Raw genomic sequence first — 26,641 nt, 5'->3', positions numbered from 1 at the left:
TATGGCCTTCACCCACACCGTTGCCTCGCGGCGCCATCTCTTCGCCGATCTCAAGGCCCTGCTCGCCAAGGCCAGCCCCGCACGCTCGGGCGACTACCTGGCGGGGCTGGCGGCCGCCAGCGAGGAAGAACGCATGGCCGCGCGCATGGCGCTGGCCGAGGTGCCGCTGGCGCATTTCCTGAACGAAGCGCTGGTGCCATACGAAGAGGACGAAGTCACGCGCCTGATCGTCGACCGCCATGACGCGCACGCCTTCCGCGAGATCGCGTCCCTCACCGTAGGCGACTTCCGCAACTGGCTGTTGCTGCACGAGACCGATTCCGCCGTGCTGGCCCGCGTGGCGCCGGGCGTTACGCCCGAGATGGCCGCCGCCGTGAGCAAGCTGATGCGCAACCAGGACCTGGTCGCGGTGGCGCGCAAGTGTCGCGTGGTCACGCGTTTCCGCAACACCATCGGCCTGCCCGGCAGGCTCTCGGTGCGGTTGCAGCCCAATCATCCCACCGACGATGCCCGCGGCATTGCCGCATCGATGATCGATGGCCTGCTGTATGGCTGCGGCGATGCCACCATCGGCATCAACCCGGCTACCGACAATCTCGGTGCCATCGTCACCCTCATGCGCCTGATCGACGACCTGCGCCGCCGCTACGACGTGCCCACGCAGTCATGCGTGCTGACCCACGTCACCAATACCTTGCGCGCCATCGAGCAGGGCGCCCCGGTGGACCTGGTGTTCCAGTCGGTGGCCGGCAGCGAGCGTGCCAACGCGGGCTTCGGCATCAGCCTGGCGCTGCTGGCCGAGGCGCATGACGCCGCGCAGAGCCTGGGGCGCGGCACGGTGGGCAACAACGTGATGTACTTCGAGACCGGCCAGGGCAGCGCGCTATCCGCCAACGCGCATCACGGCGTGGACCAGCAGACCATGGAAACCCGCGCCTATGCGGTGGCGCGCGAGTTCTCGCCGCTGCTGGTGAATACGGTGGTGGGCTTTATCGGCCCGGAATATCTCTACGACGGCAAGCAGATCATCCGCGCCGGGCTGGAGGACCACTTCTGCGGCAAGCTGCTCGGCGTGCCGATGGGCTGCGACGTCTGCTACACCAACCATGCCGAGGCCGACCAGGATGACATGGACACGCTGCTGACGCTGTTCGGCGTGGCGGGCATCAACTTCATCATGGGCGTGCCCGGCGCCGACGACATCATGCTGAACTACCAGAGCACCTCCTTCCACGACGCGCTCTACCTGCGCGACACGCTGGGCCTGCGGCCCGCGCCGGAGTTCGAGGCCTGGCTGCAGGCGATGGGCATCTTCGGCGAGGACGGGCGGCTGCTTGAACTCGCCGAGCGCCAGCCGCTGCTGCAGCTTGCCCACGGTTTGTGAGACATCGCCAGCCATGAGCCGCAAACTGATCCAGGACAACCCGTGGCAGCGCCTGCGCCAGTTCACTGCCGCGCGCATCGCGCTGGGCCGTGCCGGCCACAGCCAGACCACGGAGGCCGTGCTCGCCTTCGGGCTGGCGCACGCGCAGGCGCGCGACGCCGTGCATCTGCCGCTGGCGCGCGCGGCCATCGAGCAGGCCCTGCGCGACGCGGGTCTTGGCTGCGTGCCTGTGCACAGTGCCGCGCCAGACCGTCAGCACTACCTGCGCCGCCCCGACCTGGGCAGGCAGCTTGATGACGACAGCCGCACACGGCTGGCGCAGGCCAGGCCCGCCGAAAAGCCTGACGTGGTGTTCGTGATCGCCGACGGCCTTTCCGCGCTGGCCGCCGAGCGCCACGGCGTGGCCCTGTTGCTGGCCGTGCGCGAACGCCTGCCGGACTGGCGCATCGGGCCGGTGGTGGTGGCCGAGCAATCGCGCGTGGCGTTGGGCGACGAGGCCGGGCACCTGCTCGGCGCGCGCCAGGTGGTGATGCTGATCGGCGAGCGGCCCGGGCTGAGTTCGCCGGACAGTCTCGGCATCTATCTCACGCATGACCCGCGGCCCGGGCGCAGCGACGCCGAGCGCAACTGCATCTCCAATGTGCGGCCGGAAGGGCTGCCCTACGCACAGGCCGCCGACAAGCTCGCCTTCCTGCTGCGCGGCGCGCTGGCGCTGGGGCGCAGCGGCGTGGACCTGAAGGACGACAGCGAGCACGCGGCGTTGCCCGAGGCAGCGCCGGGCACGCTGCCTGCGTCCGGCGCAAAGACTGACTGAGGCCGTGGTGAGCGCAGTCGGCACCGCGCTCACCGGACAGCCTCGCCATCCGGCCTGTCTGCGGCCGAACCTTCACCTTTTACGCCGGTCCTATGGCAACCCGGCCAGCCGAGCGCTCGCGACCGCGCATTCGACGGTAATACGCAGGGGGCCTGATCCAATCCCTGCCAGGCACGGCCCCGCGCCTGCTTGCTCCGATCTCCTGGTCGTTTATCGCGAGGAGTTTCTCGCGCCTCTGGGCATGAGCGCCAATGCGCTCGCCGTGGCACTGCATGTGACCGCAGCCCGCATCAACGACATCGTGCGCGAGCTTCGGGGGATTACGCCGGACACCGCTCTCCGGCTGGTGCGCCACTTCGGCGGCGACGCTGAATCCCGTTTGGCGACATTGCGCCTTCCTCAATCCGGATCAAACACCCGCCCTGGGCTGAGGATGTTGTGTGGATCCAGCGAGCGCTTGAGCAGGCGCATCAATCCCAGTTCCTCCGGCGTGCGCGAGCAGTGCAGGTAGGGCTTCTTGTGAAAGCCGATGCCGTGCTCGGCAGAGACGCTGCCCTTGAACTCCCGCACCACGCCGTACATCACGTCGGAGATCTCGTGCTCCGGGAAGTCTGCGTCGGTAGCGCCCGGCAGGTACACGCTGACGTGCAGGTTGCTGTCGCCCACGTGACCGAAATTGACCAGTTCCGCATGCGGCCACACGGCCAGCATGCGTGCGCGCAGCGTGTCGGCGAATTCGCCGATGCGGCCGATCGGCAGGCTCACGTCGTAGGCGGCATTGGGCGCCCACATCACCGGGAATTCGGCGACCGCGTCGCGCAGTTGCCAGAAGCTCTCCGCTTCCTTGTTGCTGGAGGCCACCGCCGCGTCCCGGATCAGGCCGGCTTCCATGGCGGACTCCAGCATGCCTTCGAAGGCCGCGGCATCCTGCGCGTCGTCATTGCCCTGCAGGTCGAGCAACACATAGAAGGGATGGCCTTCGGGCAGCGGCGCGCGCACGCCGGCCACGCGCGTGGTCACGAGGTTGTAGAAGTCCGCCCACATCGCCTCGAAGGCGGATAGCCGGCCCGAGAGCTTGCGCTGCGCATGGCGCAGCAGGCGCACCACGTCGTCGTAGCTTTCGAGCGCGCACAGCGCCGTCTGCGTGGCCGCCGGCAGCGGCGCCAGCCGCAGCACGGCACGCGTGATCACGCCCAGCGTGCCTTCGCTGCCCACGAAGAGCTGGCGCACGTCATAGCCCGCATTGTTCTTCTGCATCTTGTTGAGCGACGAGACCACCGTGCCATCGGCCAGCACCGCTTCCAGCCCCAGCACCTGGTCGCGCATCATGCCGTAGCGGATCACGCGGTTGCCGCCCGCGTTGGTGGCGATATTGCCGCCGATCTGGCAACTGCCACGCGCGCCCAGATCCACGGCCAGCAGCCAGCCGGCCGCGCGCGCGGCTTCCTGCGCGGCCTGCAGCGTGGTGCCCGCCATCACCGTCATGGTGCCGGCTTGCGCGTCGATCTCTTCCACGCCGCGCATGCGCTCCAGCGACAGCACCACCTCGCCGCCCTCTGGCGTGGCGGCGCCCGCCAGCCCGGTCAGTCCGCCTTGCGGCACCACAGGCTGATGCAGCCGGTTGCACAGCGCCAGCACGGCCGCTACCTCCTCCGTATTGCGCGGGCGCACCACCGCCAACGGCGGCACCGCGCCGAGCGGTGCGTACCAGTCCTTGCGGAAACGGGTTTCGATGGCGTCGCCCGTCTGCAGGCCGGCGGCGTCGAGCAGGCCGGCAAGTTCGGTGAGCAGGGTGGCGGACTGGGCTGGCGCGTTGCTTGGCATAGGGGGGAGGCGGTGAAGGGGAAGAACAAGGACGCTAATGCTATGGAAGGATCGGCCTTGCGTTAAGGGCCAATCCAGCGGGAGGCGATGGCACCATCGCACGGCGCCGCGCGCATGGCAAGCCGCGCACGCGCCATCACGCGCCGCTCCACGCCTCCCGGTTGATGGCCGCCGCAGGCGCGCGGCGCGGTGCCTGCGTGCGTGCCAGGTGCTCCAGCGCGGGTTCGATCACCTCCGCCAGCTTGTTGAATGCAGGCGCGATCTCGGCTTCCGGCACGCAGGCATAGCCCAGCAGCAGGCCCTGCTGCGTCGCCTGCGCGGGATCGGAGAAATAGCGCGACAGCGGCCGCGTGGACAGGCCCTGGGTACGCGCCGCCATGCTGATGCCGAGATCGTCGGCGCCCGGCGGCAGGTGGAGCACCATGTGCAGGCCGGCCTCGTGCGTGGACGTGGGCCAGGCCGCGCCGAGGCGCGCCGCGATGGACTCGCGCAGCAGGCCCTGGCGTTGTGCGTAGCGCTGACGCATGCGCCGGATATGCGTGGCGTAATGCCCTTCCTCGATAAAGTCGGCGAGCACCGCCTGCTGTACCAGTTGTCCCTCGCGGAACAACTCCGAAAGCCCTGTGGCGAAGTGCGGCGCGAGCGGCTTGGGCAGCACCATGAAGCCCATGCGCAAGCCGGGGAACAGCGTCTTGGAGAACGTGCCCATGTAGATCACGCGGTCGTGTTCGTCCAGCCCTTGCAGCGAGGCCAGCGGCCGGCCTTCGAAACGGAATTCGCTGTCGTAGTCGTCCTCCACGATCCAGGCGCCGCGCTGGCGTGCGTATTCCAGCAGCATGCGCCGGCGCGACAGGCTCATCACCATGCCCAGCGGATACTGGTGCGAGGGCGTGGCAAAGATAAAGCGCGGCGGATTCTGCAAAGTAGCCGCATCCGGGGCGAGCCCCTCGCTGTCCACGGGGACCGGAATGGTCTCGATGCCCGCGCTGTTCAGCAGGCTGCGGGTGCCCCAGTAGCCCGGGTCTTCCATCCACGCCTTGTCGCCGACGTCGCCCAGAAGGCGGGCGATCAGGTCGATGGCCTGGTGGATGCCGGTGGTCAGGATGATCTGCTCGGGCTCGCAGCGCACCGAGCGCACCAGCCGCAGGTGCTCGGCCAGCACGCGGCGCAGCGGCATGTAGCCGCCGTTATGGGCATAGGTCAGCAGTTCGGGGCGCGGCGCGCGCCAGTGCTTGTTCAGCAGGCGTGCCCACACGGCGTGCGGAAACAGCGACACGTCGGGTACGCCCGCAACGAATGCGCCCCATTGCCGATCCGATGCACCGGAGTGCGATATCAGGTGCTGGCCGCGGCGCGAAAGCGTGAACCGGTTCGGGTTCTGCTGCATCGCAGGCACTGCCATGGTGCCACTTTGCGCCCTGTGGTTGTGCAATGCACTATGGTCGGGAAAACTTTGCGACACGAAGGTGCCACTTCCGCTCGCCGCTGTGACATAGCCTTCCGCGAGCAACTGCTCATAAGCGTAAAGCACGGTATTGCGGGAAACCCCTACCTCTTTCGACAGCAGGCGCGAGGCGGGCAGCTTGGTGCCCGCAACCAATGATCCGGCAAGGATTTCCTGGCGAATGATCTCGTAGAGCTGGCGGTTCATGTGCGCGCCATTCTTGTCCGTCGCGCCGTCCGCAGGCCGCTCCAGACGCTGCAACAGCAGCTCGGACAGAATCGTCTCTTTCAAAGCGGCCCCTAGTGAAAAGAAAAATATGGATCTATGTATGGTACCAATGATCCGCTAAGTTTCCACCCATCATATTTCGAGCGTCGTTTTCCTGAACGGCGTTTTGCCGATCCGGCCTATCCGGCCGAGTTGCCCTCTCCGGACACACGCCCGCTGCGTGCACCGGACCCCCGTGGAGCCACTTATGCATCGTCCTGCAGGCAGTTCCGGTTTGTCCTCCATTGCTACCCCCACGCTTTCCACCGACGACATCGCCGCCGCAGTGCGCGCGCTGGAGCCGTACATGGTGCGCACGCTGTCGGAGTTCGTGGCGGCGCCCAGTCCCTCCGGACAGGAACAGCCGGCCGTGGCGTTCATGGAAGGCGCGCTGCGCGAACTTGGCCTGGAGCCCGAGCGCATCTACCTGCGCAGCGAGACGCTCAAGGACCTGCCGCTGTTCTCGCCGCCGTGCTGTCCGGACGGCGGCCGCTACAACCTGCTGGCCACGCACAGGCCGGTGGCCAAGGGCGGCCGTTCCGTGTTGTTCAACGGCCATCTGGATGTGGTGCCCACCGGACCGGAATCGATGTGGCGCCAGTCGCCCTATGCGCCCTTCGTCGAGGACGGCTGGCTGTTCGGCCGCGGCGCGGGCGATATGAAGGCCGGCATCATCTGCACGCTCGCCGCCTACAAGGCGCTGAAGGACCTCGGCGTGCAGCCCGCCGGCGCGGTCGGTTTCAACTCCGTGCTCGAAGAAGAGAACACCGGCAATGGCGCGCTCGCCACCGTGGCTGCGCTGCGCAGCGCGGTGGGCGCCGGCAAGCTGGCTTCCTTCGACACCGTGGTGATTCCCGAGCCGCTGGGCGAGAGCCTGATGAGCGCGCAGATGGGCGTGTTCTGGATGTTCGTGGAACTGACCGGGCGGCCCGCGCACGCGGCCTACATGACCAGCGGCGTGAACCCGGTGGAAGCCGGCATCGAAGTGATGGCCGGCCTGCGCAAGCTCGAGGCCGAGTGGAACCTGCCCGAGAACCGTCCCGCAGCCTATCGCGACCACGCCCACCCGATCAACTTCAACCTTGGCCAGATCCAGGGCGGCGAGTGGAATTCGTCGGTGCCCTGCACCTGCACGCTGGGGATCCGCATCGGCTTCTACCCGACCATGAGCGTGACCGATGCCAAGGCGCGGGTCGCGGCCTGCGTGCAAGCCACGCTGGATCGCCTGGCCAGCAACCTGACACTCAATATCCGCTACGAAGGTTTCCACGCGCCCGGTTGCGAGTTCGATCTCGATGTGCCCAGCATGCAGGCGCTGGGCGAGGCGCACCGCAAGGTCAATGGCGAGGCAGTGCGGCGCGAGGCCACCACCGCCACCACCGATGCGCGGCATTTCCGCCTGATGCTGGAAACGCCGGTGACCTGCTACGGACCGCAGGCCCGCAACATCCACGGCATCGACGAGTCGGTTTCCATCGAAAGCATGGTGCGCGTCGCCACCACGCTCGCGCAGTTCATGCATGACTGGTGCGGTGTCGAGCCGGTCGCTACCTGAGTCAACGCGTCAATGCGTCAATGCGTCGGCGCGTCCGCATGGCGGCGCGCGGCACTCGCGCGGCTTGACGGGGCTGCATGAGGTGCCATGGACCCAGGCAATCGAAGTTAGTCGTCTTCCGTATCCGCAGATCACGATCACCACCACAGGAAACTGACCGATGAAACACCTCACCCAACACCTGAAAAAGAGCTTTGGCAAAAGCCTGGTGTCGATGGCGCTGGCCACCGCCGGCCTGGCCCTGGCACCGGTACTATTGCCCGCGGGCAACGCTGCCGCGCAGACCGCCGGCGGCACATTGTCCGGCATCGTGCAACCCGAACCGCCGATCCTGATCAGCGCGATGAACTCGCAGGCGCCCACGCAATACATCGCCGGCAAGATCTACCAGGGCCTGCTGACCTACGGCCCCGACCTGAAGCCGCGCCCGGAACTGGCCAAGTCGTGGAAGATCTCGCCCGATGGCCTGACCTACACGTTCGAGTTGCAGAGCGGCGTGAAGTGGCATGACGGCAAGCCCTTCACCTCCGCCGACGTGGTGTTCTCGATCGACAAGATGCTGCGCGAAGTCCACGTGCGTACCCGCGCGGTGCTCAACAAGTACGTGGAGTCGATCCGCGCGGTGAACGACAGCACGGTCGAGATCAAGCTCAAGGAAGCCTTCCCGCCGTTTATCTCGATGTTCGAGACCGGCACCATGCCGATGATGCCCAAGCACATCTACGACGGCACCGATTACCGCAACAACCCCGCCAACCAGAAGCCCGTCGGCACCGGCCCCTTCGTGTTCAAGGAGTGGAAGAAGGGCGCCTATATCAAGCTGGCCAAGAACCCCAACTACTGGAAGAAGGGCAAGCCCTACCTGGATGAGCTGGTCTTCTACGTGATCCCGGATTCGGCCTCGCGCGCGGTCGCCTTCGAGAAGGGCGACGTGCAGGTGCTGCGCGGCGGCGACGTCGACAACGTGGACGTCAAGCGCCTGCGCACGCTGCCCAATGTGGAATACACCACCAAGGGCTGGGAGCTGTTCTCGCCCATGTCGAACCTGCTGATGAACACGCGCAAGCCGCCGTTCAACAACGTCAAGGTGCGCCAGGCGGTGATGCACGCGCTCAATCGCAAGATGATCGTGGACAACATCTTCTTCGGCATGGGCAAGCCGGCGATCAGCCCGTTCGCCTCGGCCACGCTGTTCTTCGACAAGAACACGCCGGCCTATGATTTCAACCTGAAGAAGGCGCGCGAGCTGATCAAGGAGTCCGGCGTCAACGTGGGCCAGTACCCGGTCAAGATCCTGTCCACGTCCTACGGCGCCAACTGGGACCGCCTTGACGAGTACATGAAGCAGATGCTGGAACAGCTCGGCTTCAAGGTCAGCATCGAGTCCGCCGATGCCGGCACCTGGTCGGCCCGCGTCAGCAACTGGGACTTCGACCTGACCGCCACCTACACCTACCAGTACGGCGATCCGGCGCTGGGCGTGGAACGGCTCTACGTGACCAAAAACATCGTCAAGGGTACGCCGTTCGCCAATGTACAGGGCTACAGCAATCCGCAATCGGATGAACTGTGGGCCAAGGCCAGCATCACCATGGACCCGGCGGAGCGCCAGAAGCTCTACACCGAGGTGCAGAAGATCCTGATGACGGAAGTGGCCGCGGGCAACCTGTTCGAGCTGGAGTTCCCCACGCTGTACCGCAAGAACGCCAAGAACCTCGTGACCACCGCCATCGGCCTGAACGAGTCGTTTGACAACGTCTCCATCGAGAAGAACTGAGTACGCGAGTACGAAGCCGCCAGTAAGTTCGCGCGCCGGGCAACCCGCCCGGCGCGCGCGAGATGGTGCCGGCCAAGCCCGTCGCCGCCGCGCTCCGCCAGGACTGCGGTGATGGCGCGGCCGGCCCGGGCCCAGCGTTTGCCCGTGTGGAGCATGCCGTGAATTTTCTCTCTTTCCTGCTATCCCGGCTGTGGAAGGCCCTCGTGGTCGTCCTCGGCGTGGTCATCATCAACTTCTTCCTGATCCGCATGGCGCCGGGAGACCCAGCCACCGTGCTGGCGGGCGAGGCCGGCGCGGGCGATGCCGCCTTCGTGGGCCAGTTGCGCCAGCAGTTCGGGCTCGACCAGCCGGTGCTGACGCAGCTTGGCATCTACCTGAAAGGCGTGGCCACGCTCGATCTCGGCTACTCCTATCGCAATCACCTGCCGGTGCTCGACCTGATCCTGGACCGGCTGCCCGCCACCATCGTGCTGATGAGCGGCGCCTTCGTCTTCTCCCTCGTGCTCGGCGTGTTCCTGGGCGTGGTCTCGGCGCGCACGCGCTATGAGAACAAGCGGCGCTGGATCGACAGCGCGGTGATGTCCGGCGCGCTGCTGCTGTACGCCACACCGCTGTTCTGGCTGTCGCTGATGGCCATCATCCTGTTTTCGGTGGTGCTGGGCTGGCTGCCCGCCTTCGGCATGGAAACCATCGGCGCCGGCTATACCGGCATGGCGCGCGTGCAGGACGTGGCGCTGCACATGATCCTGCCCACCATCTCGCTGGGCTGCTTTTTCATGGCGGTGTATGTGCGCCTGACGCGGGCGTCGATGCTGGAAGTGATGGGTATGGACTTTGTCAAGACCGCGCGCGCCAAAGGCGTGCCCTCCGGGCGCGTGATCCGCGTGCATGTGCTGCGCAACGCATTGTTGCCGGTGATCACCTTTGCCGGTATCCAGCTTGGCCAGATGGCGGGCGGCGCGGTGCTGACCGAAACCGTCTTCTCCTGGCCGGGCATCGGCCGGCTGATGTTCGATGCCCTGCTGCAGCGTGACTACCAGCTGCTGCTCGGCATCTTCTTCGTCACCTCGGCGCTGGTGGTGTTCTTTAACCTGGTGACGGACATCGTCTACCGCTTTATCGACCCGCGCATCTCGGTGGGCGGCAAGGGAGCCACGGCATGAAAGCCTTCGCACAACGTTATTGCCGCAACTACGGCGCGGTGATCGGCCTGGTCGTGCTGCTGCTGGTGGTGGCCGTGGCGCTGCTGGCGCCGGTGCTGTACGAGGAGTCGCCCTGGCTGATGGTGGGCGATCCGCTGGTGCGCCCGTTTGCCGAAGCGGCCTTTCCCTTCGGCACCGACATGCTCGGGCGCGACATCACCGCCGGCATGCTGTACGGCGCGCGCGTCTCGTTGCTGGTGGGCGTGATCTCCACCGGCGTGGCGCTGGTGTTCGGCATCCTGATCGGCTCGGTGGCCGGCTATTGCGGCGGCCGCATCGACGACGCGCTGATGCGCTTCACCGAGTTCTTCCAGACCATTCCGCAACTGGCGATGGCAGTGGTGATCGTGGCGATCTTCAATCCCACTATCTACTCCATCGTGGCCGCCATCTCGGTGGTGTCGTGGCCGCCGGTCGCGCGGCTGGTGCGCGGCGAGTTCCTCACCCTCAAGCAGCGCGAATTCGTGCAGGCCGCGGTGGTGATCGGGCAGAAGCCGCTGAGGATCATCCTCACGCAGATCCTGCCGAACGCCATGTCGCCCATCATCGTGTCGGCCTCCTTCATGGTGGCGACCGCGATCCTGACCGAGTCGGCGCTGTCCTTCCTGGGCCTGGGCGACCGCAACATGATGAGCTGGGGCTTCATGATCGGCGCGGCCCGCACCATGATCCGCGAAGCCTGGTGGATGAGCGTGTGGCCCGGCGTGGCCATCCTGCTGACGGTGCTCTCCATCAACCTGATCGGCGAAGGCCTGAACGACGCCATGAACCCGCAACTGCGCCGCCGAGGCGAGTAAGCACAAGGAATACGCACCATGCAAGCACCAGACAAGCTACCGCTGCTATCCGTGCGCGACCTCACCATCGCGCTGCCCGCCGGCGGCGACCGCGCGCACGCGGTGAAGGACGTGAGCTACGACCTGCACGCCGGAGAGATCCTCTGCATCGTCGGCGAGTCCGGCTCGGGCAAGTCGATGAGCGCCAACGCCATCATGGGCCTGCTGCCGCCCTACCTGAAGCCGCGGGGCGGCCAGATCCTGTTCCAGGGCAAGGACCTGCTGGCACAGGACGAGCAGACCCTGCTGTCCATGCGGGGCAAGGAAATGGCGATGGTGTTCCAGGAGCCGCTATCGGCCCTGAACCCCGTGATGACGGTAGGCGACCAGATCGCCGAGGTCATGCGCGTGCACGACGCCTGTCCGGGCGAGGCGCGTACCCGGCGTGTACTGGAGTTGCTGGCGTTCGTGGGCCTGCCCGATCCCGCTACGTTGATCCACAGCTATCCGTTCCGCCTGTCCGGCGGGCAGCGGCAGCGCGTAGTGATCGCCATGGCGCTCGCGCTGGAGCCGGCGCTGCTGATCGCCGACGAACCCACCACGGCGCTCGACGTCACCACGCAGGCCCAGATCCTGGCGCTGATCAAGCGCATCCAGGCGGAGAAGGGTATGGGCGTGATGTTCGTCACGCATGACTTTGGCGTGGTGGCGGAGATCGCCGACCGCGTCGCGGTGATGGAGAAGGGCGTGCTGGTGGAAGTCGGGACGGTGCAGCAAGTGCTCAACCACCCGCAGCATCCCTATACCCGCCGCCTGATCGGCGCGGTGCCGCACGGACGCGCCAAGGCGCGCGACCAGCAGGCGGCCGAGATCGTGCTGGATGTGCGCGGGCTGCGCAAGACGTACTCTTCCGGCGGCGGTCTGTTCAGCAAGAAGCGCGTGGTCAACGCCGTGGACGGCGTGAGCTTCAGCGTGCGGCGCGGCCAGACGCTGGGCATCGTCGGCGAATCCGGTTCGGGCAAGTCCACCATCGGCAAATGCCTGCTGAAGCTGACCGATATCGACGGCGGCGAGCTGCTGTTCGACGGGCAGGATATCGCGCGCCTGTCCGAGCGCCAGTTCCGTCCGCTGCGCAGCGACGTGCAGATGATTTTCCAGGACCCGTTCGCCTCGCTCAACCCGCGTCATACGGTGGGGCGCATCATCACCGACGGCCCGGTGGCCAACGGCGTGCCGCTGGCCAGGGCGCAGACCCGCGGCCGCGAACTGCTGCAGCTGGTAGGGCTGGAGGCGTCCGCCTTCGACCGCTATCCCAACCAGTTCTCCGGCGGCCAGCGCCAGCGTATCGGCATCGCGCGTGCGCTGGCGCTGGAGCCGAAGCTGCTGGTGGCCGACGAATCCGTCTCCGCGCTCGATGTCTCGGTGCAGGCGCAGGTGCTGCAACTGCTGAGCGACCTGCAGAAGCGGCTCGATATCGGCCTGATCTTCATTACCCACGACTTGCGTGTTGCCGCCCAGATCTGCCACCACGTGATCGTGATGCACAAGGGCAAGGTGGTGGAGTCCGGACCGCCCGGCCAGATCTTCGACGCGCCGCTGCACGATTACACGCAGCGGCTGATTGCCGCGATTCCTGGCAAGGAGTGGGACCCGACGCTGATCCGCGCCGCTGCCTGAAGCCGCGCGCGCCATGCGGCCCGCGAGCGCGCCCAGGTGCTGCGCGCCAGGTACGAACTGATGCTGGCCAACGCCCGCGACCTCGCCGGGCGGGGTGGACCGCTAAGCCGCCAGGCCTTTGCCACAACACATATCGCTTTCAGGAGCATCCGCCATGAGCAGACCCCAGGCCGTCCCCACCGTGCAGGTCGACAACGACCGCGTGGTCGTCACCGAGTGGCGCTTCGCGCCGGGCGCGGAGACCGGCCATCATCGCCATGGCTACGACTACGTGGTGGTGCCGATGACCACCGGCGCGCTGCGGCTGGAGACGCCGGCCGGCGAGGTCGTCAGCCAGCTCGTGGCGGGCCGCGCCTACTACCGCGGCGCGGGCGTGGAGCACAACGTGATCAACGCGCATGACGGCGAATGCGTGTTCGTGGAAATCGAAATCAAGCAAACCGCCGCGCAGCCGCCCGCCACGGGCGACTGAGTGGCAAGGGGTCCAGGCCGGCGATAACGACAACGCGCAAGCTCAGGCGACGTGGTGCCAGGGGCGCCACCCGGCGGCCCGGAAACCGTGAGTCTCACCTTTACAAAAACCATCATGCGCGCCTTCTTCTCGGATGACCAACTGCTGCACCAGCCCCGCCAGTTCATGCGCGCGGGCCGCTTGTGCGAACCTACCGACGTGCCCGCCCGCGCCCACGCGCTGCAACGTGCGCTGGCCGGGCGCGGCATTGCGCTGGCCGAGCCGGCGGACTTCGGCCGCGCGCCGCTGGAGGCGGTGCACAGCCCGGCATATCTCGATTTCCTCGGCTACGCTTACGAACGCTGGATGGCGCTGGCGCGCCCCGGCTTCGAGCCGGGCATCGAAGTGCTGCCAAATCTCTCCCCGTACTACAACGGCCGCGTAGACCAGCCGCGCCGCGTGCCGTGCCCGACCGATTCCATCATCGCGCAGGCTGGTTACTACCTCGGCGACCTGAGCGCGCCGCTCGGGCCGCATAGCTGGCGTTCCATCCTGCGCTCCGCGCACAGCGCCGTGGCCGCGGCCGGGTACGTCTGCGAGCAGCAGGACCGGCAGGGTGTCGCGTACTCGCTGTCGCGCCCGTCCGGCCACCATGCGCACAGCGACCGCGCGGTGGGCTTCTGCTATGTCAACAACTCGGCCATCGCCGCCGAGACGCTGCTCAAGCGGTTCGACAAGGTAGCGGTGCTCGACGTGGACGCCCACCACGGCGATGGCACCCAGCAGATCTTCTACCAGCGCTCCGACGTGATGACGATCTCGCTGCACGCCGACCCCAGCGCGTATTACCCCTTCTATACCGGCTACGCCAACGAGCGCGGCTATGGCGCGGGCTACGGCTACAACCTGAACTTCCCGCTGCCGCACGACACCGGGGATGCCGGCTTCCTGGGCGCGCTCGACAACGCGCTCGACGCGCTGCGCGACTACCGGCCGCAGGCGCTGGTACTGGCGCTGGGCTTCGACACCTATATCCACGATCCCATCAGCGTATTGCGCGTCGGGCTGGACGCGTACCGTGGCATCGGTGAGCGCATCAATGCGCTGGGCGTGCCCACGGTGGTGGTGCAGGAGGGCGGCTACGAGGTGGAGGCGATCGGTCCCGCGCTCGACGCTTTCCTGTCTGGCCTTGTCCCTGCGATGGCCGGGGTATGAGCGATCCGGGGCACGCAGGCGCGGCGGGCTGGTGGCGCGGTGGCCTGATCTTTCTCTGCGCGGTGGCGTTGTTCGCCACCGTGGATGCCACCGCCAAGCATCTGGTGGGGCGCTATCCCGCGCCTTTCCTCAATGCTGTGCGCTATGCCATTACCGCCACCGTGGCCATCGCCATGCTGGCGGGCTCGGGACGCCTGCGCTTCTGGCGCACGCCCCACCGCGGGATGCTGGCGCTGCGCGGCGTGATGCTGGCGCTGGTGGGCACCTGCTTCATGACCGCGCTGCTGTGGATGCCGCTGGCCGAGGCCACGGCGATCTACTTCATGTCGCCGCTGGTCATCGTCGCGCTCTCGCCGTGGCTGCTGGGCGAGCGCGTGGGGCCGCGCAAGTGGGTGGCGGTGGCGGCGGGCTTCGCGGGCATGCTGCTGATCGTGCGGCCCGGCGGGGAACTGTCGGCAGTGGGCACGGTGCTGATGGTCGCCGCGGCGGTGGCGTATGCCCTGCTGCAGCTGCTGACGCGGCGCCTTGCCGGGAAGGTGGAGGCGGGCGTGCAGTACGGTTTCGCGGCGGTGATCTGCATGATTGCCACAGGGTTGCCGGCGCCGTTCTTCCTGCCCGCGGCATGGCCTGGCATGGCAGACTGGCTGGCCATTCTCGCCATGGGATTCATGAGCGCGATCGCACAGGTGCTGCTGATCCTCGCTCTGCAGCGCGCGCCGGCATCCACCGTGGCGCCGCTCAATTATTGCCATTTGCTGCTGGCGCTGGTGTACAGCGCGCTGTGGTTCGGCCGCTGGCCGGATGGTCCCGCCATGGCGGGTATCGCGCTGATCATCGCAGCCGGGCTGTCGCTGACGTTGCCGCAGCGGGCCGGGGCCGATGCGGGAAATCGCCTTCGTTCCACTTCCATCGCGGAATCATCATGAGTGATTTGCGCGCGCCCAAACCGGTGCGCCGCGCAGGCAATATGCACTAACGGCGGAAGGCCGGATACCCAACACGGTGCGCCAGCATCTCAAAGCGATGGTAGCGATGGGGGCGGCTTGGTCGCGCCCTGAAAATGCCGGAGTTTACTGCGAGCCGGATGGCACGGGGCTTGCTGCTGATGCGTATCCGCCGTCCTTTGGATCACGACGGTTCACTACCAGAAGCCAGGAATCCCATGACCTTCCCTTTGCTCCAAAGCCGCACCGTCGCCGCGCTGGCCGCCATGCTTGCCACCAGCCTCATTGCCGCCGCCCCTGCCTCTGCCCAGGCCCGGCATGACTGGCCCACTCAGCCGGTGCGCATTGTCGTCCCCTTCCAGGCTGGCTCCGCCACCGACCTGATCACACGCCAGCTCGGTATGGGCCTGGGCCGCGAATATGGCCAGACCTTCGTGGTCGAGAACCGTCCCGGCGCCGCCGCCATGATCGGCAGCGAGGCCGCCGCGCGCGCGCCCGGCGATGGCTACACGCTGCTGATGTCCGGTCCCGCCTCCATGGTGACCAACCGCTTTCTGTACAAGAAGCTCAGCTACGATCCCGATGCTTTCGAGAAGGTCGCGGTGGTGGCCTTCACGCCGAATATTTTGCTGGCCAGTCCTGACCAGCCCTTCAAGACGCTGCCGGAAATGATCGCCTATGCCAAGGCCAATCCGGGCAAGCTGACCTACGCCTCGTTCGGCGCCGGTACCACCTCGCATATGGCGGGCGAGATGCTCAAGGCGCTGGCCGGAATCGATATCGTGCACGTGCCGTACAAGGGGGCGGGGGAGGCGATTCCCGCACTGCTTTCGGGACAGGTATCGATGTATTTCGATACGATCATGACGGGCCTGCCTTATGTGAAGGCGGGCAAGTTGCGGGCGCTGGGCGTGTCGAACAGCAAGCGTTCGGCGATGGCGCCGGAGATTCCTACGATTGCCGAGCAGGGGTATCCGGGGTTCGATATTGCGCCCTGGTATGGGATCGTTGCGCCCAAGGGCACGCCGGCGGAGGTGGTTGCCAAGTTGAATGCATCGATCAACAAGCTGCTTAAGGATCCAGGCTTTCGGGAGAAGCTGGCGGCTACTGGTGCCGAGCCGCGAGGGGGCTCGGTGGCGGATTTTGGGGCGATGGTTGGGGCGGAGATTCCGCGGACGGAGAAGTTGGTCAGGCAGGCCGGGGTTAGTTTGCAGTAGGGTGGTTTGGTGAATTGCAGTGTTGGAGGCTTTGACGTCAAAGGCCTTACTTCAAAAGCTTAAAGTCAAAGGCAGTTTCACCACCCCTGCGCGGCCTGGTAGGTAAACCTTCACGGCTCGCTTTGCATCGTGCTGTGTGTGGCCCGCTCGCGGGCCACACACTTCGGTTTGCTACATCATGCGGCGCGAGAAATGCCCTTGTTCTGCTCCTGCCATCAGGTCTGCGAACTGGTCGCCGCTCATGTGGACGAGTTGCTGGTGGTCGCCTGCCTCGAAGAATACTTCCGGCTGGGCCAGCAGGCTGTCATCGAGATAGGTGTGCATGCCGTAGGCCATGGCGACTGGCGGAATGGCGCCGAGATCGCAATCCTTGAAGACTTCGCGGATTTCGTCTTCATGCGCCAGTACCAGCGTGCGCCCGGTTTGCGCGCAGATGGCGGCGAGGTTGAGGTGGTGGCTGGACGGGATCACCGCGGCTACGTAGCCGATGTCATCCTCCAGCAACAGGGTCTTGGCCAGGCGATCTCCGGGAACGTGCGCAGCCTCTGCAGTGGCCATGCTGCTGAGGGTGTAGGGATGGCGGATGGTGTCGAAACGGCTGTTCCTGCTGTTGAGGCAATTTGCCAGGGTGGTAGCCAAGGCCATGATGCGTCTCCTTCGCTGTACGTGCGGCGGCCACGGGGGCGGGCCCCTGCGTTTCCTACTATAGTCCGTGCCCCCGCCGGCTGCGCTGCTATCCGCCTTGCCCGCGTTGCCTCGCGTCGCCGTCATGCCTCGTCGTCCGCTTGCGCGGGGGCGGCCTGGCGCGGCTGGGGCCACAAAGCCTGCAATTCGGTCTTGAGGAAGTTCAGCAGGTAACGCGTGGCCATGGTCTGGTAGCGGTTCGGCATGGTCAGCATATAGAGACGGCTACCGAATACGCTGATCTGGTAGTCCGCCAGCACGGGCAGCAAGGCGCCCGTGTCGAGCTCCGCGCCGACAGCGTAGAGCGGGAAGATGCCCAGGCCGAGATCGCCCATCACGCCATCCTTCAGGAAGGCGAAGTTCTCGGAACTCAGCGTGGGCTCCAGCGACACTTGCTCGCGTGCGGCGCCGCTGCCATTGCCGCGCGTGCCGAAGGCCTTGAGCTTCTGGCCGATGGGCGAGGCGCAGACGATGGCGTGGTCCTTGAGATCGGCCAGCTCGCGCGGAGGCGGCTGCGTGGCCAGGTAGCCTGGCGATCCGCACACCACCCATTCGACCACGCCGATCTCGGTCGCTACCACTGAATCCGGTGGCGTGGAGATGATGCGCAGCGCCACTTCCACATCCTCGGACACCAGGTTGTGGATGCGGTTGTCGAACACCACGTCGAGCGTGATGTCGGGATAGCGGTGCTTGAACTTCACCAGCAGCGGCGACAGCATCGAATGCCCCAGCCCGGTGGGTACCGACAGGCGTACGTGGCCTTGCAGGCTCTTGCCCATGCTGTTGATCAGCGCGTTGGCCGCCGCCACTTCGCCCAGGATGTTGCGGCCGTGCTCGTACAGCCCCGCGCCCACTGGCGTGGGTTCGACATGGCGGGTGGTACGGCGCAGCAATTGCACGCCCAGTTCTTCTTCAAGGGCCTTCAGGTGGTAGCTCACGTTGGCGCGGGTCATCTTGAGCTTGCGCGCGGCAGCCGAGAGGTTGCCGGCGTCGACGATGTCCACGAAAAGGCGCAGGGCGTTCAGGTCCATGTGGCGGGTTGGTTCCTTCGGGTGAAAACGTGCCGGCAGGCGCCGGCACGGCAGACAGTGTAGCTTTTGCGGCGGGCGGCGCCGTGCGCGGCCTCTGGCGCTATAGCGACTGCGCGACCTCCTTGAACGACTGCACGAGCTGGCTCAGCCCAGGGCTCTCCGCATTCCTGTTCCACAGCATCCCGAGCGCGCTGAAGGCGACTTCCGGCGTCATCCGCACGCATTCCAGCAGGCCCATCGCGGCATAGTGAGCGGCGACCGACCCGGACAGCACGGTCAGGTATGGCGACTCGCGCAGCAGCATCTGGATGGTGATGATGGAAGCGGTCTCGATGCGCGGCATCGGCACCGGGGTGGCGGCGTGCATGAACGCATCTTCCAGCCGCGTGCGCATCAGGGTGCCGGCCGGCGGCATGATCCAGTCGTAGGCCGCCGCCTGCGCCCAGGTCGGCTTGCGCTTGCGCGCCATCGCATGGCCCGGGCTTGCCACCACCTTCACGGTGTCTTCCATCAGCAACTCGCTGGCGAAGCCGGACTTATGAGCGCGGATGTCGAGCGGGCCCAGTATCAGGTCCAGTTCGCGGCGCCCCAGCCGCTCCAGCAAAGTCTCCAGCGTGGCCTCGACCACATGGATGAAGATGCCCGGCATCTGGCGCTGCAGCCGCGCAATGCCCTTGGGCAGGATCACCGGCGCGGCGGAGAGGATGGAGCCCACATGCAGGCGCCCCACCAGACCGGTGCGGATCGTGCCGAGTTCATCGTTTACGCGGCGCACATCGCCCAGCATGCGCAGCGCGTGACGCCGCAGCACTTCCCCGGCCGGCGTCAGTTGCAATTGTCGTCCGCGGACAAATAGCGCGGTGCCCACCACATCTTCGAGGTCCTTCAGCCAGTGAGAGACCGCGGGCTGCGTCATGTGCATCGCCTCGGCGGCCGCAGTGATGCCGCCGGATTCCACCAGCGTGAGGAAAACCTCCAGGTGGCGCAGCTTCATCCGGCGTGCCCAGAGGATGTCGTCAAGGTTCCATGTCATGCACGAATGCTAATGGAAGTCTCAAGTTATTTCATTATTAATTCATGAATAGGCTATGCATAATCGGTCGTGGATTTCACTTCGATGACACGCCCGGCGCGGGCTGGGACGACAACCGGGAGTGCAGCGTGAGGACATGGAAAAGCAGGGCGGTGGCAGGCGCGCTCGTGATGGGCGCCATAGCCGGTTTGCAGTTTGGCGCGGCATCCGCGCACGCCGATGCGGTGTACCCGGCCAAGCCGGTGCGCCTGGTGGTGCCGCAAGCGCCGGGCGGCGGCACCGATGTGGTCGGGCGGCTGTGGGCCGATTACATGTCGCGCCATCTCGGGGCGCCGGTGGTGGTGGAAAACCGGGCCGGCGCGAACGGCGTGGTGGCGGCCAGCTTCGTCGCCAAGCAGGCGCCGGATGGCTATACGGTAATGGTGGCGGGCATTTCCTATCTCGCTTTCAACCCGTATATGTACAAGGCATTGCCCTATGACCCGCAGAAGGATTTCGACGGCGTCAGCCTGCTGGTCAATACGCCATTCCTGCTGGTGGCCAGCCCGTCCACAGGGATCAAGTCGCTGGAGGATCTGGCGAGAGCGGCAAAGGCGAAGCCGGCGGAATTGAATTTTGCCTCGGCGGGGAAAGGCAACTCGACCCACCTCGTCGTTGAAATGCTGGAGCAGCGCCTGGGCCTGCAACTGACCCACGTGCCATACAACGGCGCGGCGGCCGGACTGACGAGCGTAATGGGAAACCAGACGCAATTGATGGCAGATGTGCTGAACACCGCCGCGGTGCAGGCGAATGGCGGCAAGGTGCAACCGCTGGCAGTTATCGGTACGCGGCGCGCATCGAGCGTACCCAATGTGCCCACGCTGGCCGAACTCGGCATCAAGGATTTTCCTTTGCCGGGCTGGTACGCGCTGGTAGTGCCGGCTGGCACGCCAAGGATAATCATTGACCGGCTGAATGCGGAAACCCGGAAGTTCTTTGCCGATGCTTCGGTGAAAGCCAGGCTCGATGCGCTTCAGCTCGAGCCGCTGCCATCCAGCCCGGAAGCGGTAAAGGAATGGATGCAGCGCGATAGCAGGATATGGGGTCCCCTGATCAGGCAACTCGGCCTGAGCAACGACTAGATTAGACAGCCAAAGGAAATACTGCCGTGCCAATACTTACCAAAGCCGTCTGGGACAGCCGCTATCGCAAGATGCTCGCCTTGATGGACGACATCCATGCCGATGCGATCATCTTCACCAGCAGCGACTTCTTTCAGTTCGCGACCAATTTCCACACCGATGTATTGCCCTGGGAGCGGCCGGTCTTTGCCGTGGTGCCACGCAATGGCACGCCGTTCCTGGTGATGAACGAGTTGTCCACCAACCATATGCGGTTCTCCCAGGAGCGGGAGAAAGTCTGGATTACCGATATCAGCTATTACGCCGAGCATCCCAGGCTGAGCCACCGCCTGCCCTTGCTCGGGCAAGTGCCGGAATTGCTCGCCGAGCGCCTTAAAGGGGCTGGCCTGGCGCGCTCGCGCATTGCTGTCGAAGGCGGCAGTGCCGCGCTGGCCGCCGCTGCCCGGCTGCTGCCCGAGCTGACGCTGCAGCCCGCCACGGCGGAATGCCGCAGCCTGCGCTGGCAAAAGCATGCGGAGGAACTCGCGGTGATGGCGGCCATCGGATCGATTTCCGACTGGGTCCAGGATCGCTACCGGGAAAATATCCGCCCCGGCAGGCTGGTGCAGGAACTGGATTTCGCCATGGCCTCGCTGTTCGTGCAGGAGGCGGCTGAGCGCTTTCCCGGCGAGCATTTCGAGGTGATCCGCTGCTGGACCCTGAGCGGTCCGGCATCGGCTTCGCCCCATGGCGACGGGGCCTCCTGCGGCGCGCGCATCAAGGAGGGCGACGTGCTGGTCAATATCGTGATACCGCGCCTCAACGGCCTGGCCATCGAAAACGAGCGGACATGGTTCTGCGGCCGGCCGGGCGACGAGCAGGTCAGGCTATGGACCGCGGCCCGGAACGCCAACGAAGCCGCCATTGCCGCGGCCCGCACCGGCAACCCGGTGAGTGCCATCGATGCCGCCGCACAGGCACAGATCGAGCAGGCGGGCTTTGGCGACTATATTCGCCATCGCACCGGCCATGCGATCGGCATCATCCATCACGAGTATCCGGAGGATATGGCCTTCTGCCACCGGCCTCTGCTCGATGACGAAGTGTATTCGGCTGAGCCGGGCATCTATGCCTATGGCATTGGTGGATTCAGGCTGGACGACACGGTCGTGGTCGGGCAGACGCCGCGCACGCTGACCTCCACGCCCAAGACGCTGGAATACGCGACCGTGCTTTAAAGCAATGCCATGGGCAGTGATTCAAGCCGTCACCGGCAAGCCAAGGACCAAGGACAACGCTGGCTACAACTCTTCCTGCAGCGGCAGCAGCCGCAGCAGGCCCTGGCCGAAATGCTGGAAGACACTCATGTCGGGTTCACTGTCGTAGGTCCGCAGTAGCCCGTTGTCGCGCGTTACCCAGACCAGCTTCGGCTCCCCGCCGGCGGGGTCTGGTTCCAGCATTACCTTGTAGGCCACATCAAGCAGCTTTTCGTCCAGCGCCGCGCCAAGCTGCGTGCACAGCGTCGCGTTGTCGACCACCACGCCCATCTCGGTATTGAGCCGGGCCGAGCGCGGGTCCAGGTTGAGCGAGCCGACGAACAGCAAGCGGCGGTCGACCATATAGCTTTTGGCGTGCAGGCTTGCACGGCTCTTGCTGATCAGGCTGCGGTGCCCTTCGTGCGCCATCTCCGCATAGGCCGACGGTTTGAGCTCGTAAAGCTGGATGCCTGCCGCCAGCAGCGCCTTGCGCGTGGGCGCATAGCCGGCGTGCACGGCGCTCACGTCGGTGGCCGCGAAGGAGTTGGTCAGGATACTGACGCGCACCCCGCGGCGCGCCATGCCGGCAAGCCAATCGACCGCTGATGCGTTCGGCACGAAATACGGCGAAACCAGTGACAGCTCCCGCCGGGCGCTATCCAACAGGTGCACCAGCTTGGGGATGGCGTGGCTGCTGTTGTCTTCGGGCGGAAGCGTGACCTTGACAGCCTGGTCCGCAATCACGGAGCCCTGCCCCCAGTAAGCGGGCAACTTGCCGCCTTCCAGCGCCTGCGCCATGCCGGAATCGAGCAATTCCCGCGCATAATCGCCGCCCCTGGCCTCGGCCGCATGTTCGTCCAGGTATGTGCGCAGGGCCTGCACCTCGGCTTGCGCATCGGCAGGGGCCGGCATCAGGCTGGCCACGGGATAGCTCGCCGCGCCATTCCAATAGTCATCGAACACGGCCGATACCTGCGGCACCACCGGGCCGCCGGCGAGCACATCGAAGTCGCTAAAGTCCGTTGCCGTACTGGCGGAGAAATAGGGGTCGCCGATATTGCGCCCGCCCACCACCGTCAGCTGGTTATCGGCGGTCATTGATTTGTTGTGCATGCGCCGGTCCAGACGCCGGAAATCAGTGGCGAACTCCAGCCAGCGCGCGCTGCGGTTGGCGAAGGGATTGAACAGCCGCACCTCGATATTCGGATGGGCGTCGATTGCCGCCAACTCGCGGTCCTGCCCGCTCAGGTGCAGGTCGTCGAGCAGCAGGCGCACCCGCACGCCGCGGTCGGCCGCGGCAACCACCGCCGCCAGCAAGGTCTTGCCGGTGAGGTCGCCGTCGAAGATGTAGTACTGCAGGTCCAGGCTGCGCTCGGCGCCGCGCGCCAGCGCCAGGCGTGCCACCAGCGCATCCGGCCCGGACGAAAGCGGGTAGAAGACCGATTGGCCAGGGTGCTGCGCCTGGCCGGGGGCGAGCGCCCTGCCCAGGCGCGTGCCGGCGGTGTCGGCAAGGGCTCGCGATGGCGTCCGGCTGGCCGGCTCGGGCAGGCTGGCGCAGGCCGTCAGCAGGGCGGCTGCCATTGCGCTGCCGGCAAACAGGCCGAAGCGGCGGAGCCAGCGTCCTTGCGCTTTCCCGGCGGCCACTACCTGCGCCTCATGGATTTCCTCCAGGCAATGCGACATGGTGTTTTCCCCAAATTGGCTGTGCCAATGCCCCAAGGGGGCGGCGCGTTTTGCAAGGTACCACCAGTCCGGTTGGCATGGAACTGAAAGATTTCTGGCCAGCCAGATCTCGTGGCACGCGCGCTGCTTTTTGGAAAGGCGCGGGCGCCAGAATCCATAAGCCGGAACGCTGCCTATCAAACGCCGCAGGCGTTCCAGGCTAAAACGCAATCAACCCGGAATTGGGCAAATGCCGGGTAAAAAAAGTCGCCACAGATGCATAAGCGAGGCTTCGGCAGCGCCGATTTGCTAGTGTTTCTGGCGCGCGGATTGCCCGGCATTTCTTGCTTTGACGATCATCGATCGCCAGCTTTCCGCGCGGTTCCAGGGTGGGATTGACGGCGAGGCACGGCCCGAATTGGATGGGAAAGTGGATACTGCTTAGCATCGTGGCCGAACCCTATGCCTTTGCCTGGCAATTTCCGGAAACCCGTGCTCGCCGGTTCAGCCTTCCTTATCACATTGGCATGGCCTGCACAATGTCCGCACATCGCTCGGATTAGTCGGGCATCGCGTTTGCCAACGACTTGCAAGACCGTCCTTTCAAAGACCTTTCGGACAGAGTTGTCTTATTGCATCTTAGTGCCGGCGGGTGATTGCGGCGCCGTGGCGCACGTCAATGCCGTTAGCAGCGTGCGGGAGCAAATTGTTGAGCCGCCTTTGCCGCGCAAGCTATTACTTGAATCCGGCAATGCGCACAGGTATTCGTCTGCTTCGACGGGGCATTCCGGCTGCCGATCCTGGGTGCAATGTGGGTGTCCGCCGGGCTTTTCAATTCGCTACAATTCGGGGCGGATGTATCATCTTCTTACGCGATTGGATTTTCTTTAATCAAACGTGGTAGGCTGTGCCAGCAAAATTTCCCCTATCATTGAATTAACACCGCTCCAGGAGAATCAAAATGGCGACTTACAAGCAACTGATCGCAGAAAAGGAAGCGCTCGAAGCCAAGCTGGCGGAGATGCGTGCTAGTGAAGTGGCGGGCGTTATTGCCCAGATCCAGGGGCTCATGGCGGAATACGAACTGACGGCTGACGATATCGCCCCGAAGCGCCGCCGGGGCCGCCCGGCAGCCAGCGCGAACGGCGCCGCGGCCAAGCCCAAGTCCAGCCTGCCTCCCAAGTATCGCGATCCCAAGACAGGCGCCACCTGGACCGGCCGTGGCCGCGCACCGGCCTGGCTGGGTAAGAACCGTGCCCGCTTCCTGATCGCAGAAGCCTGATCACGCAATAGCAGACTGAAAGCGCTGGCTCCAGCCGGCGCTCGCTTGCCCACATTTGTCCGCTTGCCGGGCATGGTGGCAAGCCAATGGCCGCGCCTTGTGCGCGGCCATTGGCGTCCAGGAAACAATTCCCCCAAGATTCGATATGAAAAAAGCGCTGCTTTCAGCGTTGCTGCTTGCCGCGTCCTTTGCCGCGCATGCTGACGAAAAACTGTTGTCGAAACAGTACGGGGCCTGCATGGAGCGCCCGGATGTCACTACTGCCGGCATGCACGAGTGCATTGCGGCGGAGACCGCACGGCAGGACAAGACCCTGAATACCATTTATAAGCGTCTGCAGCAGGCGATTTCGCCCGCCAGGAAGCCCAGGCTGCTTGATGCGCAGCGTGCATGGCTGAAGTTCAGGGATGCCAACTGCGATTTCCAGGCCGATCCCGACGGCGGCACGCTTGCTGGCGTCAATGCGTCCGCCTGTGTGATGCAGATGACGGCGGACCGGGCCAAGGAACTGGCCGACCTCGCCGTCGAAGCGGGAGCGCGCTGACCAGTCGGATCGGCCATGCGGCGAGGAATGCGCCGTTTTGGCCATATTCCACCGTTGTCAAAATTTGTTATCCATTCTGTTCAAGACCGGGGGGATTGTCAAAGCCAGGTGACGGCGTACCATGTGGGCCACATCGTTGTTTGCTTTGACCGGAGACCCCCATGAGCCTGGATGCAGAATCCTTTTCGCTGCTGCGCGCGTCGGTGCAGCGTTTCATCGACGAACGCCTGAAGCCGGCGGAAGACACGCTCGAGGAAACCGACGACGTACCAGCCGATATCGTTGCCGACATGAAGGAGATGGGCCTGTTCGGGATCTCCATTCCGGAAAACTACGGCGGCATCGGTTTGTCGATGGCGCAGGAATGCGACGTGGTGTATGACCTCGGTCATACCGCTTTCGCTTTCCGCTCGGTATTCGGCACCAATGTGGGCATCGGCTCGCAGGGCATCCTGATGGACGGCACCGAAGCGCAGAAGCAGGAATATCTGCCCAAGATCGCCAGCGGCGAGCTGGTCATCTCGTTCGCGCTGACGGAGCCGAACGCGGGTTCCGACGCGGCTTCGCTGCAGACCAAGGCAGAGCTCGACGGCGATCACTACATCATCAACGGCACCAAGCGCTTCATCACCAACGCCCCGCGTGCCGGCGCCTTTACGCTGATGGCACGCACCGGCGGCGCCGGGGCATCGGGCATTTCCTCGTTCATCGTGCCGGCGAATACGCCGGGCATCTCGCTTGGCAAGCCGGACAAGAAGATGGGCCAGCGAGGCACCAAGACCTGCGACGTGGTGCTGGAAAACGTGCGCGTGCCTGCCGCCAACATCATCGGCGGCGTGCCCGGCGTGGGCTTCAAGACCGCCATGAAGGTGCTCGACCGGGGCCGCCTGCATATCTCCGCGCTGGCCTGCGGCATGGCGCACCGCCTGATTACCGATGCCGTGGCCTATGCCAAGGAGCGCAAGCAGTTCGGTCAGCCGATCGGCGATTTCCAGCTGATCCAGGCCATGCTGGCCGATAGCCAGACCGAGCTGTATGCCGGCTTGTCGATGGTGCGCGACTGCGCCCAGCGCTACGATGCCAAGACGCCTGGCAAGAGCGATCCGGAAGTCAGCATGCTGGCCTCCTGCACCAAGATGTTCTGTACCGAGATGGTGGGCCGCGTGGCCGACCGCGCCGTGCAGATCCATGGCGGCGCGGGCTATATCGCCGAGTACAAGGCCGAGCGCTTCTATCGCGATGTGCGCCTGCTGCGCCTCTACGAGGGCACCACGCAGATCCAGCAACTGATCATCGCCAAGCAGCTGCTGCGCGACTGACCGGAAGACGCGAAGCGAGGCGGGCGCAAGGCCAGCCTTGCCGTTAGCGTGCGGACCCCCGGCCCGCGGCGCGCCGGCCGGTGTCCGCGCCGGGTCCGGGCAGTGTTCGTGCCGCGATGGCGCTGCGCCCGCGGGCTAACCGAAGCGCGCACGCGATGTCCTGTTGTATTCAACGGA

General features: G+C 65.6%; 22 protein-coding genes and 1 pseudogene. 17 read left to right on the top strand and 6 right to left on the bottom strand.

Annotation, left to right across the window (positions count from 1 at the left end):
* Window position 1 precedes the first annotated feature (1 nt).
* The 3 genes and pseudogenes from AC1DT6_RS02785 to AC1DT6_RS02775 form a co-directional block, all read left to right on the top strand.
* Entirely contained in the window at window positions 2-1,384 is a 1,383-nt protein-coding gene (locus AC1DT6_RS02785) for an ethanolamine ammonia-lyase subunit EutB (RefSeq protein ID WP_441631426.1), read from the top strand.
* Window positions 1,385-1,397: 13 nt separating this feature from the next.
* Entirely contained in the window at window positions 1,398-2,198 is an 801-nt protein-coding gene (eutC, locus tag AC1DT6_RS02780) for an ethanolamine ammonia-lyase subunit EutC (RefSeq protein ID WP_441631424.1), read from the top strand.
* A 202-nt stretch (window positions 2,199-2,400) separates the two neighbouring features.
* Window positions 2,401-2,580, top strand: a pseudogene (locus AC1DT6_RS02775) (HigA family addiction module antitoxin); the annotation flags it as partial.
* 17 nt (window positions 2,581-2,597) lie between these two features.
* Here the strand turns inward: AC1DT6_RS02775 and AC1DT6_RS02770 are convergent.
* The gene (locus AC1DT6_RS02770) at window positions 2,598-4,022 is read right to left on the bottom strand and encodes an FAD-binding oxidoreductase (protein ID WP_441631422.1); all 1,425 of its coding nucleotides are present in this window, start codon (window positions 4,020-4,022) and stop codon (window positions 2,598-2,600) included.
* A gap of 136 nt (window positions 4,023-4,158) precedes the next feature.
* Window positions 4,159-5,757: a MocR-like pyridoxine biosynthesis transcription factor PdxR gene (gene pdxR / locus AC1DT6_RS02765; RefSeq protein ID WP_441631420.1), complete on the bottom strand. Its 1,599-nt coding sequence runs from the start codon at window positions 5,755-5,757 to the stop codon at window positions 4,159-4,161.
* A 184-nt stretch (window positions 5,758-5,941) separates the two neighbouring features.
* On the opposite strand from pdxR, the gene AC1DT6_RS02760 reads away from it, so the two are divergent.
* The 9 genes from AC1DT6_RS02760 (at window position 5,942) to AC1DT6_RS02720 (ending at window position 16,547) form a co-directional block, all read left to right on the top strand.
* Window positions 5,942-7,288 (top strand): ArgE/DapE family deacylase, encoded by a 1,347-nt coding sequence (locus AC1DT6_RS02760; protein WP_276286008.1) that lies wholly within the window; start codon window positions 5,942-5,944, stop codon window positions 7,286-7,288.
* A 160-nt stretch (window positions 7,289-7,448) separates the two neighbouring features.
* Entirely contained in the window at window positions 7,449-9,065 is a 1,617-nt protein-coding gene (locus AC1DT6_RS02755) for an ABC transporter substrate-binding protein (protein WP_441631419.1), read from the top strand.
* Between the two features lie 158 nt (window positions 9,066-9,223).
* Window positions 9,224-10,228, top strand: coding sequence for an ABC transporter permease (locus tag AC1DT6_RS02750; RefSeq protein WP_441631418.1), 1,005 nt, complete (start codon window positions 9,224-9,226; stop codon window positions 10,226-10,228).
* Complete coding sequence (locus AC1DT6_RS02745; RefSeq protein WP_035859582.1) at window positions 10,225-11,064, top strand: ABC transporter permease; 840 nt, start codon at window positions 10,225-10,227, stop codon at window positions 11,062-11,064. The genes AC1DT6_RS02750 and AC1DT6_RS02745 overlap by 4 nt, the downstream gene beginning before the upstream one ends.
* A gap of 18 nt (window positions 11,065-11,082) precedes the next feature.
* The gene (locus tag AC1DT6_RS02740; protein WP_441631416.1) at window positions 11,083-12,720 is read left to right on the top strand and encodes an ABC transporter ATP-binding protein; all 1,638 of its coding nucleotides are present in this window, start codon (window positions 11,083-11,085) and stop codon (window positions 12,718-12,720) included.
* Between the two features lie 154 nt (window positions 12,721-12,874).
* Window positions 12,875-13,192 (top strand): cupin domain-containing protein, encoded by a 318-nt coding sequence (locus AC1DT6_RS02735; protein WP_441631414.1) that lies wholly within the window; start codon window positions 12,875-12,877, stop codon window positions 13,190-13,192.
* Between the two features lie 114 nt (window positions 13,193-13,306).
* Complete coding sequence (locus AC1DT6_RS02730; protein WP_441631438.1) at window positions 13,307-14,386, top strand: histone deacetylase family protein; 1,080 nt, start codon at window positions 13,307-13,309, stop codon at window positions 14,384-14,386.
* On the top strand, window positions 14,383-15,312 hold the full coding sequence (locus AC1DT6_RS02725; protein ID WP_441631412.1) for a DMT family transporter: 930 nt from the start codon (window positions 14,383-14,385) through the stop codon (window positions 15,310-15,312). Before AC1DT6_RS02730 ends, AC1DT6_RS02725 begins: the two co-directional genes overlap by 4 nt.
* Window positions 15,313-15,548: 236 nt before the next feature.
* Window positions 15,549-16,547 (top strand): Bug family tripartite tricarboxylate transporter substrate binding protein, encoded by a 999-nt coding sequence (locus AC1DT6_RS02720; RefSeq protein WP_441631410.1) that lies wholly within the window; start codon window positions 15,549-15,551, stop codon window positions 16,545-16,547.
* Window positions 16,548-16,718: 171 nt separating this feature from the next.
* Here the strand turns inward: AC1DT6_RS02720 and AC1DT6_RS02715 are convergent, their stop codons facing one another.
* The 3 genes from AC1DT6_RS02715 to AC1DT6_RS02705 form a co-directional block, all read right to left on the bottom strand.
* Window positions 16,719-17,192: an aminoacyl-tRNA deacylase gene (locus tag AC1DT6_RS02715; RefSeq protein ID WP_441631408.1), complete on the bottom strand. Its 474-nt coding sequence runs from the start codon at window positions 17,190-17,192 to the stop codon at window positions 16,719-16,721.
* 122 nt (window positions 17,193-17,314) lie between these two features.
* A complete protein-coding gene (locus tag AC1DT6_RS02710) occupies window positions 17,315-18,265 on the bottom strand; it encodes a LysR family transcriptional regulator (RefSeq protein ID WP_441631406.1) in 951 nt (316 codons plus the stop codon).
* Between the two features lie 100 nt (window positions 18,266-18,365).
* A complete protein-coding gene (locus AC1DT6_RS02705; RefSeq protein ID WP_441631404.1) occupies window positions 18,366-19,298 on the bottom strand; it encodes a LysR family transcriptional regulator in 933 nt (310 codons plus the stop codon).
* Between the two features lie 128 nt (window positions 19,299-19,426).
* Here AC1DT6_RS02705 and AC1DT6_RS02700 point away from each other — a divergent pair, with 128 nt between their 5' ends.
* Window positions 19,427-20,422 (top strand): Bug family tripartite tricarboxylate transporter substrate binding protein, encoded by a 996-nt coding sequence (locus AC1DT6_RS02700; protein WP_441631402.1) that lies wholly within the window; start codon window positions 19,427-19,429, stop codon window positions 20,420-20,422.
* Between the two features lie 26 nt (window positions 20,423-20,448).
* Window positions 20,449-21,639 carry a M24 family metallopeptidase gene (locus AC1DT6_RS02695; RefSeq protein WP_441631400.1) on the top strand — a complete coding sequence of 397 codons (1,191 nt, stop codon included), beginning with the start codon at window positions 20,449-20,451 and terminating at the stop codon, window positions 21,637-21,639.
* Between the two features lie 63 nt (window positions 21,640-21,702).
* Here AC1DT6_RS02695 and AC1DT6_RS02690 read toward each other — a convergent pair whose 3' ends face one another.
* The gene (locus AC1DT6_RS02690; RefSeq protein ID WP_477103615.1) at window positions 21,703-23,340 is read right to left on the bottom strand and encodes a phospholipase D family protein; all 1,638 of its coding nucleotides are present in this window, start codon (window positions 23,338-23,340) and stop codon (window positions 21,703-21,705) included.
* A 940-nt stretch (window positions 23,341-24,280) separates the two neighbouring features.
* On the opposite strand from AC1DT6_RS02690, the gene AC1DT6_RS02685 reads away from it, so the two are divergent.
* From AC1DT6_RS02685 to AC1DT6_RS02675, 3 genes are all read left to right on the top strand, one after another.
* Window positions 24,281-24,601, top strand: coding sequence for an H-NS histone family protein (locus AC1DT6_RS02685; protein ID WP_035874525.1), 321 nt, complete (start codon window positions 24,281-24,283; stop codon window positions 24,599-24,601).
* 145 nt (window positions 24,602-24,746) lie between these two features.
* Window positions 24,747-25,145, top strand: coding sequence for a lysozyme inhibitor LprI family protein (locus AC1DT6_RS02680; protein WP_441631395.1), 399 nt, complete (start codon window positions 24,747-24,749; stop codon window positions 25,143-25,145).
* 161 nt (window positions 25,146-25,306) lie between these two features.
* On the top strand, window positions 25,307-26,464 hold the full coding sequence (locus AC1DT6_RS02675; RefSeq protein ID WP_477111682.1) for an acyl-CoA dehydrogenase family protein: 1,158 nt from the start codon (window positions 25,307-25,309) through the stop codon (window positions 26,462-26,464).
* Window positions 26,465-26,641: the final 177 nt, after the last annotated feature.

The organism is Cupriavidus sp. 01L45, assembly GCF_056399885.1.
Note: the sequence above shows the minus strand (reverse complement) of the source record. Positions and strands in the feature narration are given on the sequence as shown.

Coding starts and splice junctions, on each gene's coding strand:
- AC1DT6_RS02785 (WP_441631426.1), top strand. CDS start 2: ATGGCCTTCACCCACACCGTTGCCTCGCGGCGCCATCTCTTCGCCGAT.
- eutC (WP_441631424.1), top strand. CDS start 1,398: ATGAGCCGCAAACTGATCCAGGACAACCCGTGGCAGCGCCTGCGCCAG.
- AC1DT6_RS02770 (WP_441631422.1), bottom strand. CDS start 4,022: ATGCCAAGCAACGCGCCAGCCCAGTCCGCCACCCTGCTCACCGAACTT.
- AC1DT6_RS02760 (WP_276286008.1), top strand. CDS start 5,942: ATGCATCGTCCTGCAGGCAGTTCCGGTTTGTCCTCCATTGCTACCCCC.
- AC1DT6_RS02755 (WP_441631419.1), top strand. CDS start 7,449: ATGAAACACCTCACCCAACACCTGAAAAAGAGCTTTGGCAAAAGCCTG.
- AC1DT6_RS02745 (WP_035859582.1), top strand. CDS start 10,225: ATGAAAGCCTTCGCACAACGTTATTGCCGCAACTACGGCGCGGTGATC.
- AC1DT6_RS02740 (WP_441631416.1), top strand. CDS start 11,083: ATGCAAGCACCAGACAAGCTACCGCTGCTATCCGTGCGCGACCTCACC.
- AC1DT6_RS02735 (WP_441631414.1), top strand. CDS start 12,875: ATGAGCAGACCCCAGGCCGTCCCCACCGTGCAGGTCGACAACGACCGC.
- AC1DT6_RS02730 (WP_441631438.1), top strand. CDS start 13,307: ATGCGCGCCTTCTTCTCGGATGACCAACTGCTGCACCAGCCCCGCCAG.
- AC1DT6_RS02725 (WP_441631412.1), top strand. CDS start 14,383: ATGAGCGATCCGGGGCACGCAGGCGCGGCGGGCTGGTGGCGCGGTGGC.
- AC1DT6_RS02720 (WP_441631410.1), top strand. CDS start 15,549: ATGACCTTCCCTTTGCTCCAAAGCCGCACCGTCGCCGCGCTGGCCGCC.
- AC1DT6_RS02715 (WP_441631408.1), bottom strand. CDS start 17,192: ATGGCCTTGGCTACCACCCTGGCAAATTGCCTCAACAGCAGGAACAGC.
- AC1DT6_RS02710 (WP_441631406.1), bottom strand. CDS start 18,265: ATGGACCTGAACGCCCTGCGCCTTTTCGTGGACATCGTCGACGCCGGC.
- AC1DT6_RS02705 (WP_441631404.1), bottom strand. CDS start 19,298: ATGACATGGAACCTTGACGACATCCTCTGGGCACGCCGGATGAAGCTG.
- AC1DT6_RS02690 (WP_477103615.1), bottom strand. CDS start 23,340: ATGTCGCATTGCCTGGAGGAAATCCATGAGGCGCAGGTAGTGGCCGCC.
- AC1DT6_RS02685 (WP_035874525.1), top strand. CDS start 24,281: ATGGCGACTTACAAGCAACTGATCGCAGAAAAGGAAGCGCTCGAAGCC.
- AC1DT6_RS02680 (WP_441631395.1), top strand. CDS start 24,747: ATGAAAAAAGCGCTGCTTTCAGCGTTGCTGCTTGCCGCGTCCTTTGCC.
- AC1DT6_RS02675 (WP_477111682.1), top strand. CDS start 25,307: ATGAGCCTGGATGCAGAATCCTTTTCGCTGCTGCGCGCGTCGGTGCAG.